14 protein-coding genes are annotated in these 10,917 nt (G+C 62.7%); 9 read left to right on the plus strand and 5 right to left on the minus strand.

The features are described 5' to 3' along the window. From CN311_RS24830 to CN311_RS24845, 4 genes are all read left to right on the plus strand, one after another. Positions 1 to 297 (plus strand): ATP-binding cassette domain-containing protein (locus tag CN311_RS24830; RefSeq protein WP_133117252.1); only part of this gene is annotated, 297 nt, incomplete at its 5' end. 111 nt (positions 298 to 408) lie between these two features. Next, entirely contained in the window at positions 409 to 1,713 is a 1,305-nt protein-coding gene (locus CN311_RS24835; protein ID WP_097576314.1) for a mechanosensitive ion channel family protein, read from the plus strand. Between the two features lie 337 nt (positions 1,714 to 2,050). Further along, positions 2,051 to 2,593 (plus strand): GNAT family N-acetyltransferase, encoded by a 543-nt coding sequence (locus tag CN311_RS24840; RefSeq protein ID WP_245440941.1) that lies wholly within the window; start codon positions 2,051 to 2,053, stop codon positions 2,591 to 2,593. 126 nt (positions 2,594 to 2,719) lie between these two features. After that, entirely contained in the window at positions 2,720 to 4,270 is a 1,551-nt protein-coding gene (locus tag CN311_RS24845; protein WP_097576316.1) for a serine hydrolase, read from the plus strand. Between the two features lie 122 nt (positions 4,271 to 4,392). Here CN311_RS24845 and CN311_RS24850 read toward each other — a convergent pair whose 3' ends face one another. Next, positions 4,393 to 5,328 (minus strand): hypothetical protein, encoded by a 936-nt coding sequence (locus CN311_RS24850; protein ID WP_097576317.1) that lies wholly within the window; start codon positions 5,326 to 5,328, stop codon positions 4,393 to 4,395. Between the two features lie 527 nt (positions 5,329 to 5,855). On the opposite strand from CN311_RS24850, the gene CN311_RS24860 reads away from it, so the two are divergent. Both CN311_RS24860 and CN311_RS24865 read left to right on the plus strand, forming a co-directional pair. After that, the gene (locus tag CN311_RS24860; RefSeq protein ID WP_165779835.1) at positions 5,856 to 6,989 is read left to right on the plus strand and encodes a KamA family radical SAM protein; all 1,134 of its coding nucleotides are present in this window, start codon (positions 5,856 to 5,858) and stop codon (positions 6,987 to 6,989) included. Positions 6,990 to 7,091: 102 nt separating this feature from the next. Further along, on the plus strand, positions 7,092 to 7,472 hold the full coding sequence (locus CN311_RS24865; protein ID WP_097576320.1) for a RidA family protein: 381 nt from the start codon (positions 7,092 to 7,094) through the stop codon (positions 7,470 to 7,472). A gap of 210 nt (positions 7,473 to 7,682) precedes the next feature. Here CN311_RS24865 and CN311_RS24870 read toward each other — a convergent pair whose 3' ends face one another. The 3 genes from CN311_RS24870 to CN311_RS32710 form a co-directional block, all read right to left on the minus strand. Next, the gene (locus CN311_RS24870) at positions 7,683 to 8,078 is read right to left on the minus strand and encodes a DUF5615 family PIN-like protein (RefSeq protein WP_097576321.1); all 396 of its coding nucleotides are present in this window, start codon (positions 8,076 to 8,078) and stop codon (positions 7,683 to 7,685) included. After that, on the minus strand, positions 8,075 to 8,788 hold the full coding sequence (locus CN311_RS24875) for a DUF433 domain-containing protein (RefSeq protein WP_097576322.1): 714 nt from the start codon (positions 8,786 to 8,788) through the stop codon (positions 8,075 to 8,077). The genes CN311_RS24870 and CN311_RS24875 overlap by 4 nt, the downstream gene beginning before the upstream one ends. Before the next feature lie 85 nt (positions 8,789 to 8,873). Next, positions 8,874 to 9,053, minus strand: coding sequence for a hypothetical protein (locus CN311_RS32710; protein ID WP_097576323.1), 180 nt, complete (start codon positions 9,051 to 9,053; stop codon positions 8,874 to 8,876). Positions 9,054 to 9,222: 169 nt separating this feature from the next. On the opposite strand from CN311_RS32710, the gene CN311_RS24885 reads away from it, so the two are divergent. Next, the gene (locus tag CN311_RS24885) at positions 9,223 to 9,453 is read left to right on the plus strand and encodes a hypothetical protein (RefSeq protein WP_097576324.1); all 231 of its coding nucleotides are present in this window, start codon (positions 9,223 to 9,225) and stop codon (positions 9,451 to 9,453) included. A 3-nt stretch (positions 9,454 to 9,456) separates the two neighbouring features. Next, entirely contained in the window at positions 9,457 to 9,717 is a 261-nt protein-coding gene (locus CN311_RS24890; protein WP_097576325.1) for a hypothetical protein, read from the plus strand. Here the strand turns inward: CN311_RS24890 and CN311_RS24895 are convergent. Beyond that, on the minus strand, positions 9,714 to 10,427 hold the full coding sequence (locus CN311_RS24895) for an SOS response-associated peptidase (RefSeq protein WP_097576326.1): 714 nt from the start codon (positions 10,425 to 10,427) through the stop codon (positions 9,714 to 9,716). The two genes, CN311_RS24890 and CN311_RS24895, sit on opposite strands and share 4 nt — an antisense overlap. 137 nt (positions 10,428 to 10,564) lie before the next feature. On the opposite strand from CN311_RS24895, the gene CN311_RS24900 reads away from it, so the two are divergent. Beyond that, a partial coding sequence (locus CN311_RS24900) for a Crp/Fnr family transcriptional regulator (protein WP_133117254.1) occupies positions 10,565 to 10,917 on the plus strand: 353 nt, incomplete at its 3' end.

Consider the following 10,917-nt stretch of genomic DNA (forward strand, 5'->3'; position numbering starts at 1 on the left):
CTGTCGGGCGGCGAAAAGGCCCGGCTGGTGATGGCGCTGATGCTGTTCGATCCGCCCAACCTTCTGGTGCTGGACGAGCCGACCAACCATCTCGACATCGCCACCAAGGAGATGCTGATCACGGCGCTTTCGCAGTACGAAGGCACGATGCTGTTCGTCTCGCACGACCGGCATTTCCTGGCGGCGCTTTCGAACCGGGTGCTGGAACTGACGCCGGAGGGGATCCATACCTATGGCGGTGGCTATACCGAATATGTCGAGCGCACCGGCCAGGAAGCGCCGGGGTTGAGGAGCTGAGGCACGGAGCACCGGCGCCGGAAGGCGCCCTGATCGCCGGCTTGACCATTCGCGAGGCCGGCGACATTGTGGATGGCGAGTTGTCAGCCAGTCCATAACGGTCGTGTGGCAATGGATTTTCGCGACGCCATCGATAGATCGCTGGCCTGGGCCAGCGGATGGTTCGACTATGCCGCCACGCCGTGGGTTCTCTATCAGGTCGCAATCATCGTTGCGCTCTTCCTCGTAGCCAAGCTCGCGGCGCGGCGTATCGAACCGCTCCTGGAGAACCGGGCACGCCAGATCAAGGGGCATCCCGGACTGTTGCGGGTCGTCGTTGCCCTGCTGCGGCGTACCGACTGGATCCTGTTCACGATCTTTCTGGTCGCCGCGCTCGTTCTGATGCGGGCCGTCACTTGGCCAAGCCGGAGCCATTTCATCACTATCGCGCTCTCGCTATCGCTGGCGTGGCTGTTCGCGTCGGTGCTGTCGCGCATCATCCGCAACCGCTTTGTCGCGCGTGCTCTCGGCTGGCTGACCTGGATCTATGCGGCCCTCGTCATCCTGGGCATCGATGACGACACCGCCGTTTTCCTGGACAGTCTCGCAATACCTTTGGGCGCGGTCCGCCTTTCGGCGCTCATGGTGCTGAAAGCGGCGCTGTTGCTGATCGCCACGGTTTGGCTCGCGGTGGTCGTCGGCAAGTATATCGATGAGCGCGTCCGGATCTCCGAAGAGCTGACACCTTCGATCCGTGTCCTCGTCGGCAAGGTCGCAAAGGTCGGCCTGGTGCTGGTGGCGGGTGCCATCGCTCTGTCTGCCGTCGGTCTCGACCTGACGGCTCTTACGATATTCTCCGGCGCCGTCGGCGTCGGCCTGGCTTTCGGGCTGCAAAAGGTTGTTTCAAATTTCGTCTCAGGCGTGATCATCCTTCTCGACAAGTCGATCAAGCCGGGCGACACCATTTCGCTCGAAGGCACTTTCGGCTGGGTGCGCGAATTGCGGGCGCGGTTTGTCTCGGTGGTGACGCGCGACGGCCGCGAATACCTGATCCCGAACGAAGACTTCATCACCCAAAGGGTCATCAACTGGTCGTTCAGCGACAACCTCGTGCGGCTCGACGTGAATTTCGGCGTCTCCTACGACGCCGACCCGCACCAGGTCAGTGAACTGGCGATAGAAGCCGCCATGAGCGTCGGCCGGGTCGAAGCGGACCGGCGGCCGGTCTGCTGGCTCACCGACTTCGGCGACTCCTCGCTCAATTTCGTCCTGCGCTTCTGGATCCACGACCCTCAGCAAGGCCTGACCAATGTGCGCGGCAGGGTGCTGCTGGCGCTGTGGGACACGTTCAAGCAACACGGCATAAGCATCCCCTATCCGCATCGCGAGATCATCATGAAGCAGGATGGACGCGTTGGGCGGTCACGCGGGCGCTGACGAAGCAGGTGCCAGCGTTGCGAACGAGATGCTTGTCGCCTCCGGCGTCGCGATCATGACCAGTGCGCCAGGCTCGCGGCCCTCTCCAACCGCGTGCCGGAGCTGACGCCTGAAGGCACCCACACCCATGGCGGTGGCGGCCTGAGATCGGCTCGAGTGTGATCAATTTCATTCAATGCGTCACTGAAATCATGTCACTGGCTTCAGAAAGAGCAAACGGCTGATAACGCCGTGGTCCGATGCAGGGCTGCCGATCAACACATGGCGGCTCCTAGAGCAGATCAGGCCGAGGCCGACCCAGAACTGAAACAGAGACGAGGACGCGGACATGCTTGACATGACCATGCTTGACAAGAACACCACCATCATCAGGCCGGCGACCGGCAAGGAACGTCCGGATCTTTCGGTCATGATCGCCAGGGCGTTCGAGACCTATCGGGGCGCGATCCCGGACCGGGCGCTGTTCGAATACATCGCGCTCTCCGCCGATCTCGAACAGCACAAGGGCCACGGCGACATCATGGTGCTTGAAAGCGCCGGCAAGGTCGTCGGCAGCGTCGTCTACTACCCGAAGGCCGGCGACGAAGGGCTCGGACTGCCGGCAGGCTGGGCAGGCATCCGCACGCTCGCCGTGCATCCGTCAGCACGTGGCCGCGGCTTTGGCCGCAGCCTGATCGAATATTGCATCGATCGCGCGCGCCGGGAGGGTTACGGGACCATCGGACTGCACACCGCGGACTTCATGAAGCATGCCGTCGCCCTCTATAGGGCGCTCAGCTTCGGACGCTGCCCGCAATATGATTTGTGGGCCTCGGACATCCTCAACACCGATCTCGGCGGCGGGGACATCCTGGTCACCGCATTCAAACGCACGCTCTGACATCCGTGCAAACCGCTTTGGCCATAGCATCCATTGACGGATGGCAGGCCGGTTGTCAGGTTAGGTTCCCCTGCGTCAGGGCCCGGACATGGCCGTGTGCATGCAGGCGATCCGAGGGACTCGACCATGAACCGGACTCTGCGCCATTGGCGGATTTGGGCTTTCACCACCGCCATCGTGCTTTGGCCGCATGCGGCGTCGGCCGACGACATCGCACCTGACCGCATGGCTGCTGCCTTGTCGAAGCTCGAGGCGCTCGCCGACGGCGTCGTCGCGGATGGCGGGGTGCCGGGTCTCGCCATCGGCGTCGTCCATGACGACAAGGTGGTCTTTCTCAAGGGGTTTGGGCATCGCGAGGCCGGCAAGCCTGAGGCCGTCGACGCCGACACGGTGTTCCAGATCGCCTCGCTTTCCAAGCCGGTCTCGGCCACGATCGTGGCGGCGCTGGTCGGCGAGAAGATCGTTTCCTGGGATTCCAAAATTGCCGACCTCGATCCGGCGTTCCGGCTGTCCCAGCCCTATCCGACCAGCGAACTGACGGTCCGCGACCTGTTCTCGCATCGCAGCGGACTGCCCGGCACCGCCGGCGACGACCTCGAGAGCATTGGCTACGACCGCGCCGAGATCCTGCATCGGCTGCGCTTCGTGCCGCCACTGTCGAGCTTTCGCGCCGGCTATTCCTACAGCAATTTCGGCCTGACCGAAGGCGCAACCGCGGCCGCAAGGCCGACGGGCAAGCCCTGGGAGGAGGTCGCCGAGGAAAAGCTCTATCGTCCGCTTGGAATGGCCTCGACCAGTTCGCGTTATGCGGACTTCCTCAAGCACGCCAACCGCGCCGAACTGCACGTCAGGGTCGATGGCGTCTGGGCGGCGAAGATAAAGCGCGATCCGGACGCTCAGGCTCCGGCCGGCGGCGTCAGCTCCACGGCGCGCGATCTCTCGCAATGGGTGCGCCTGGTGCTCGGCGACGGCGTTTATGACGGCAAGCCGCTGATAGCCGCCGATGCGCTGGCCGAGACGCATGTGCCTTTGATGACGCGGGGCAGGAACCCGGTCTCCGGCAGCGAGTCCTTCTATGGCCTTGGCTGGAATGTCGAATTCGGCCGGCACGGACTGAGCTGGGGGCATGCCGGCGCCTTCAGCGTCGGCGCCCGCACGCTGGTGACGCTCTTTCCCGAGGAGAAGCTTGGCATCGTGGTCATCGCCAACGCCTTTTCGACAGGCGTGCCGGAAGGCCTGTCCGAAAGCTTCGCCGACATGGCCTTTGACGGAAAGGTCGAGAAGGACTGGGTCAAGGCATGGGACGATGCCTATGCGAGCCTGTTCGGCCCGGCGGTCGCGGCGGCCAAGGCGACCTATGCAGCGCCGTCGTCTCCGGCAAGCCCGGCCGGGTCGGCCAGCACCTATACAGGCCGTTATTTCAACGACTTCATCGGCGACGCGGTTGTGTCGGGTGAGGGCGACGGCCTGGTGCTCAAGCTCGGGCCGGGCGGCGCTCGCTCCTATTCACTGGAGCATTTCGACCGCGACATGTTCCTGACCTATCCGGACGCCGAGACACCGGACGCGCCGTCCGGCGTGAGCTTTGTGCTCGGCCCCGACGGCAAGGCGTCGGCCATGACGGTGGAATTTCTCGACGGCAATCATCTCGGCACGCTCGCGCGCGTCGGCGATTAGCCACAGATAGAGCGGGATGCATTTTGGATTGAACGGTGCATCCCGCACTATCTGTTTGTCTTAGCTGCATTTGTGCTACGCCAAGTGATCCACTTGGCTGCGAAATGCTCTGGGCGGCCGGTTCAGGTCGCTGGGCCGAACTGGAGCAATTTCAAGCAGTCGCCGCTGCCTGAGGTCATCTGCGTCAGGACGGGTTTAGACCGGTCGATCCATTCCTGGTGCGATCTGGCATCGGCTTCGATCGCCTCGACCGGCGCCAGCTTGACGAAACCGCGCCCGTTGCTGAACAGCCAGCAGGCGCGGGCGAGAAACCGCCGGCTGCGCTGACGCAAAAGATCGGCGTCATAGAAGATGTCGAGCACCTCCTGCTTGATCCTGCGCGCCTTTTCAGGATCGGCGACCGCGACCTCGACCGGTTCGCCGCCGATGGCGTCCTGCAAATCCTTGTAGTCGAGGGCGATCTGGGTGGTGGCGTATTTGATGTCGCTCTCGTCGCGCACGAGGTTGAACCACAGCGTCGGGTTGAGCTCGTTGACGACGAAGGACGATTCGAAATCGCGCGACAGGTTGAGGATATCGAACCCCTGGACATCGACGTCGCGCTCGACCAGCAGAATCTCCGAGACCTGCTTGGCGAGCGCGGCGCCTTGAGCGCTGACTGCGGCGTTGTTGCCGCCAAGCTCCGGGCTGACATAGGGTCCGCCTTGATCCAGCAGTTCGTCGAATTCGCCAAGCGATCCGGCGACGGCGCTGCCCCTGGCAATGCGCGCCGCTAGCTTGGCCAGAACCTGCTGGAGTTCGGTCTCGCGCTTGCGCTGGTCCTGATAATTCTGCTGGAAAAAGAAGATGAACAGGGAAACGCCGATGCCGATCAGGATGACGCCGAGCTGCGAGAAGATGTTGCGATAATATTCGAGCAGCTTTTCGCGATGGCGCACGTCGTCGCGCACGCTGTGGGCGACGCGAAGGTTGACGATCAGCGACAGGATCAGCAGCCCGGCGCCAACCAGGATGAGGCCGCCAATGAGCAGGTAGCCATGGCCAGAGTTGAAATCCATTGTTTGCCAAGTCCCCCCGAAGCCCATTCCCTGAGGGCAGATTAGTACCATTGGGCGTGAACGCCTATGGGTTCGTGGGCGGCGCAAGGCTGGTAATCAGGCAAGCGGCGGAAGCGGCGCTGAAGCTGCCGATCTCCCCCCTCGTGGGGGAGATGCCCGGCAGGGCAGAGGGGGGCGCTGTCCCTCCGACCTCTCTCAATTTATCGCTTTGCTTCCTCGGGTTGTTCTGCCGCGTTGGTTCAGAGCGTCCCTTGCGCGTTCAGAAGATGCGCAGCGCTCCAGCCTGGTCGCGGATGGAACCAGGTTGGCGTTCCTTCGCGCCCCCCTCTGTCCTGCCGGACATCTCCCCCACAAGGGGGGAGATCGGCAGCTTCAGCGCTGCGCGCGGCCTTCCCTTCATCCAGAAACGCTTATTGCCTTCAAGGCCCGGCTCCAATGCTGTATCGAGCAGCCCGAGTTCAAGGAGCCCTTCGATGACTTCACACCTCGACATCCCGGACGCCAGCGTGGCTGTCGACGCCGCCATGATGGCCGATGACGAGCGCGCCCATGAAACGCGCGACGACGCCGCCTGGCAGGACGACGTCCGCCAGGGCGTGCGGTATGTGCGCGATCTCGACCACCTGCCGCTCTCCCCAGCCGAGCGCGCGGCGGCGCAAGCGGCGGCCGCGAACCACAAGGTGCGCATCCCAAAGGCCTATCTCGACCTGATCGACTGGAACGACCCGCAAGATCCCATAAGAGCACAGGTCATCCCGTCGCCGCTGGAACTGGTGGAAGCGGAGGGCGAGCTCGACGATCCGATCGCCGACCATGAATTCAGCCCGGTGCCACGCTTGACGCATCGCCATGCCGACCGGGTGCTTTTGTTCCCGACCTATCAATGCGCGGTCTATTGCCGGTTCTGCTTTCGCAAGGAATCGCTGACCTCGATCGGCCGGGGTTATTCGCAGGGCGCGCTGGAGCCGGCCTTCGCCTATATCGAGGCGCATCCCGAAATTCGCGAGGTGATCCTGACCGGCGGCGATCCGCTCTCCCTGCCGGACAAGGCGCTGGCCGAAATCCGCGCCCGCATCGAGGCCATCGCGCATGTGAGGCTGTTGCGCATCCACACGCGCGTGCCGGTGGCGCTGCCCTCGCGCGTCACCGCAGGGTTGGTCGAGGCTCTGCAGGGCCGGCTGATGGTCACCGTCGTCACTCATTTCAACCATGCGCGCGAGATCACGGAGGCCACTGAAGCGGCCTGCCGCACAATGAGGCAGGCAGGCTTCGTGCTGCTCAACCAGAGCGTTCTCTTGAAAGGCGTCAACGACACGGTCGAGGAGCTGGAGGAACTCTGCCGCGGGCTGATGTATCGGCTGGGCGTCAAACCCTATTACCTGCACCACGGCGACCTCGCGCGCGGCATGGCGCATAGGCGCACCACCATTGCCGAGGGCCAGGCGCTGGCCGCCGCGCTGCGCCAGCGCCTGTCGGGCATCTGCAACCCCGTCTACGTGCTGGACCTGCCGGACGGCGGCGGCAAGGTGCCGATCGGGCCGTGCCATGTCGAGGCGCGGGACGGGGAGAGCTGGCGCATTCGCGGGCAGGATGGGGTGGTGAGGGTGTATGCGGAGGTGGTGGAGAGTAGCAGAGACCGTGGCGCACACCGGTGCAGCTGAGGCGCGCGCTTTCGAGCCTGTCGCCAATTCGGCCAAGGGCTCTCCGGTCGACTTGATTGTTGTCGGGCGCAGGCAGACAATCACCAGAAGAGGAGCATCGACATGTCGCGGACCATCGTATCTGGTGATGATCTCCCCAAAGCTCCACCCGTTTACAGCCACGCGGTAAAATGTGCGGGACTGGTCTTTGTCTCCGGGACGGCCGCCTACGACGCGGCGACGGGCATGATTGTGGGCGAGACGATACAGGAGCAGACAGCGCAGGCCCTGCGCAATATCGCGGCAATTCTGAAAGCCGCCGGAACGACGCTCGACAAGGCCGTCAGCGCCACCGTCATCCTCGCCGACGAGGATGACTTTGCCGGCATGAACGAAGAATGGGTGAAGTGGTTTCCGACCGATCCGCCGGCACGCCAAGGCGCCAAGCTCCCTGTCCGCATCCCCAGGCTCAAGATCTCGATCGCCATGATCGCCGAGGCGTAATTCTCGGCGCTGCCTAGACGGGGGGCACGGGCGCTTGGGCTGGAGCACTACGGCATCGCGATTGGCACGAGCACCGACTTCGTGACGCTGAAGGTGGCGCATGCCCGAGGAGATGGTCGGTGTGCCGAATGGCCGCGCCGTCTATCGCAAGGGCACGACGATCGCGAAGGATGGGAAAATGGTGGGCGGTGAGTATCTTGCAGAGGACGGCTACTTTAACTGCTCCAGTTTGGTGCTTTTCATCGGCAGCATGAACATGGCACCACCAGCGACGATTCCTGACTGTGTTTCGATCGCACCCCACAGCGAAAGAATGCGTTCCATTTGCTTGACGAGCGGCGCCTTATACAAACCCTTCGACAGAAAGAATCCTACCAGCCGAGAGTTTCGAAAGGCGGCATATTCGACACGATTCCGCGTGATCCGCCGATCGCCGGATATCACGATCCATCTTCCCTCAGCGCTAAGTTTTTCGATCCACTCGCGGTCCTTCACACCCGATCCGAAACGGGCACGCAGGTGAACCACCTGGTGATCCCCGTTGAACAGTGCGTGAAGCGCTTTTGCCAGCGCAGGAGGAAGGTTCTCGTCAATCAGGACCTTCACGCCGTCCCGAGCGTGCTTTCGAAGCGCACTGCGTCCTTTATGTCCGCCAGCGAGACCTCAAAAAGCCGAGCGACCCGCTCCTGACTTCCTTCCGCCTCGACAGCCTGTGCAAGAACGATAGTAGGCACACCTGACTCCGCTGCAATTGGCTGCCCAAATGAGCGGTTCGGGTCGATTATAATAGAGTCTTTGCCATTGAACGGGCGCCAACGAGCGACCGCGTCTTCCTCAATGTCGAGATCCTTGAACGTGCGCTCGATGATCTGGCCAAAAACGTACTGGCGTCGCTTAAGGTCGAGCATCTCCTTTTCATCGCTGGCGTGCTTGGCACTTTCCAAGAAGATGCTCTTGCCGTCAGTACGGAATCTACGGGTCGAAAAAGGATGGTCGTTCGCGACAAGATGACGAGCGAAATCAAGACAGTTGCGAATCGCCAGAAGGCCGACGCCCGCTTCTGTGAAGACCTTTACGAACCTTAACTCAATGAGGTCGCGGAATCCTATCTCGATCGGGTCATTGTCATCGGTCGGCCATTGTGTCCGCCAAAGTGGCGGGCTTTCGAACAGTTGACCCTTTCGACGATAACTGTAGCCCTTCATCCATCGAGAGACATTGATTGCAGGTGTGCGGATAAGTCGAGCGGCTTCCTGTATCGTATAGGAACCCACTCCGAACAAGTCTGCCCCGCGCAGTACGTCTGTTGTCGCCATCGCGCGAACTATCCATCTTTCAGCCCTGTGCGCAAGCCATTCCTGAGACCTTAGGCGCGCTGGCTAGCCGGGAGGTCTTAGCTAATCAACGTGCTGCCCGGTGTGCTACCGAGTACGCATCCAGCCGCTCCTGCAGATGCCCGTTCAGCACAATCATCTCCTTCAGCGCCTTCACCGCATCGCCCTTGTGCTGGGCAATGAATTTGTCGGCGATGGCCTGCAGGGCGGTCTCCTGGCGGCTGTCCAGCGTCACAATGTGATCCATAGTGATGACCTCCAAATGGTCGTTAGGGGATAGTGAACAAAAACGGAACAAAACTGTCAAGGGCGAATTGACTCGACGAGGAATACGTTCCTATTTGTCAGGAGGTGGGCGGTTGCCCGCACGCTGAGGAGAGCCGCAAGTGGGCAGACGAAACAGCCGCAACGATCGCTTGTTCGCGCGCGACGCGGAGGCGATCATCCGGGATGCGCTGCGCCTGCGTGACACGATACTCGCGGCGCAGTTGCACCTGAAGGCCAACGGCGCCTTGTTCTGGCAATTGAGCGGGCTGACGGACAGATTGCATGCGGTGATGGCGACCGTGGCGGAGAGAGAACCCGATTTCCGCACGGCCGGGCTTGGCCTGTTGCCGCTGCCCGAGGACTATTCCAGCCGGAAATGAGCCATGGCCGGGCCGATGGACAGCGTTGGACGTGCCGCGAGGGCCAACATGCTGCTGATCGTCGAGTGCCACCACTGCTACCATGTCGGCCGCTTCAAGGCCAACGACGTGGCCAAGGTGGTGGGCTGGAACAAGCCGCTGGAAACCATCCGATTCAGGTGCAAGCAGTGCAGCCGCACGGACACGAAGGTGAAGACGCAGTTCATCGACCAGGACCATCCACCGAAGGGCTACATCTGGACGCTGCAAAAATTCAAGTTTTAAAACAGCGAGCCCTGAGCCGGCGCCGACGGCGCCTGCGGCGGGACCTTGATCTGCGTGGCCGGCTTCTCGACGATCACCAGTGCGTCGTCCGGCGCCGGACGCTGCAGGTGCCGGGCTTCGGACCATGGCGCGGTCAGCCAGGTCTCGGTTTCCTCCGGCGTGGTCAGGATGACCGGCATCGCCTTTTCGTGGATCGGCGCGATCAGCGCGTTGGGCCAGGTCGTCATGAAGCCGTAAAGCTCGAAGTCGCCGGGGCCGTCCTTGACCTTGCGCACGCCTTGCCAGCGCGTCCACAGGCCGGCGAAGAAGAACAGCGGCCGATCCTCGTTCAGCGCGAACCAATAGTTGCGCTGAACGCCGGTGTCCGGGTCCTTGTCGCCGGGCGTCGGGCTGGGCTCGGCGAAGCTGGTCACCGGCACCACGCAGCGGTTCTCGGCACCAAGGTATTGCTGCCAGTGGCCATATTGCGGGTTGCGGATGTTGGTGGTGCCGTAGTCGGCCTTGCCCTTCACCCGCTCGATCGGCGTCGGCATGCCCCATAGCAGATTGGCAAGCTCGCGCGCCCCGTCCGGCGCGTTGCGCACCACGGGGCCGGGCTGGTTGGGATAGATATCGATGGACGGCTCGAGATTACCGAGGATGTCGCGCAAGGCACGGGTCCACTGGCGGACCGCCTCCTGGCTGGTGGTGATGTTGTAGAGGTTGCACATGGCCGGAAATGTGTAGCAAAACCATTCTCAAAACTAGGGCAACGGTGCTTTGTTGAGCTCAGCCGTTGCAAAATGCCCCCCATTTCCAGTTGCCCCCCACAGTAAAAATCCGCTAACAGCATCCCGCGAGGGGTGCCATGCTGACAGTGGATGAAGTGGGAGCGATCCCGTTGTTTTCGGGGTTGCCGGCGGGCGAGCTGGAGCGGCTGGCGCGGACCGCGGCGGATTTGCATCTCAGCGCCGGCGAGTTCGCGGTGCATGAGGGCGGCGAGGCCGCGCTGTTCGCGGTTGTGGCCGGCAAGATCGAAGTGGTGAAAACCTTCGACGGCGTCGAGCGGACGCTGGGCTGGCGGCTGCCGGGAACGATCTTCGGCGAGGTGCCGATCGCGCTGGGCGCGGGTTTTCCGGGCGGCTATCGCGCCGCCGAGCCGTCGCGCGTCATGCGCCTCGAGCTCCAGCAATACTATTCCCTCGCCGCGGTCTCCAAGGA

Source organism: Mesorhizobium sanjuanii, from assembly GCF_002529485.1.
GTDB classification, from domain to species: domain Bacteria; phylum Pseudomonadota; class Alphaproteobacteria; order Rhizobiales; family Rhizobiaceae; genus Mesorhizobium; species Mesorhizobium sanjuanii.

What these genes read in the sequence shown, in the direction of transcription:
- CN311_RS24890 (WP_097576325.1), top strand. Translation starts at nt 9,457, where the DNA reads ATGGCCGGGCCGATGGACAGCGTTGGACGTGCCGCGAGGGCCAACATG.
- CN311_RS24860 (WP_165779835.1), top strand. Translation starts at nt 5,856, where the DNA reads ATGGCCGATGACGAGCGCGCCCATGAAACGCGCGACGACGCCGCCTGG.
- CN311_RS24850 (WP_097576317.1), bottom strand. Translation starts at nt 5,328, where the DNA reads ATGGATTTCAACTCTGGCCATGGCTACCTGCTCATTGGCGGCCTCATC.
- CN311_RS24895 (WP_097576326.1), bottom strand. Translation starts at nt 10,427, where the DNA reads ATGTGCAACCTCTACAACATCACCACCAGCCAGGAGGCGGTCCGCCAG.
- CN311_RS32710 (WP_097576323.1), bottom strand. Translation starts at nt 9,053, where the DNA reads ATGGATCACATTGTGACGCTGGACAGCCGCCAGGAGACCGCCCTGCAG.
- CN311_RS24845 (WP_097576316.1), top strand. Translation starts at nt 2,720, where the DNA reads ATGAACCGGACTCTGCGCCATTGGCGGATTTGGGCTTTCACCACCGCC.
- CN311_RS24835 (WP_097576314.1), top strand. Translation starts at nt 409, where the DNA reads ATGGATTTTCGCGACGCCATCGATAGATCGCTGGCCTGGGCCAGCGGA.
- CN311_RS24875 (WP_097576322.1), bottom strand. Translation starts at nt 8,788, where the DNA reads ATGGCGACAACAGACGTACTGCGCGGGGCAGACTTGTTCGGAGTGGGT.
- CN311_RS24865 (WP_097576320.1), top strand. Translation starts at nt 7,092, where the DNA reads ATGTCGCGGACCATCGTATCTGGTGATGATCTCCCCAAAGCTCCACCC.
- CN311_RS24840 (WP_245440941.1), top strand. Translation starts at nt 2,051, where the DNA reads ATGACCATGCTTGACAAGAACACCACCATCATCAGGCCGGCGACCGGC.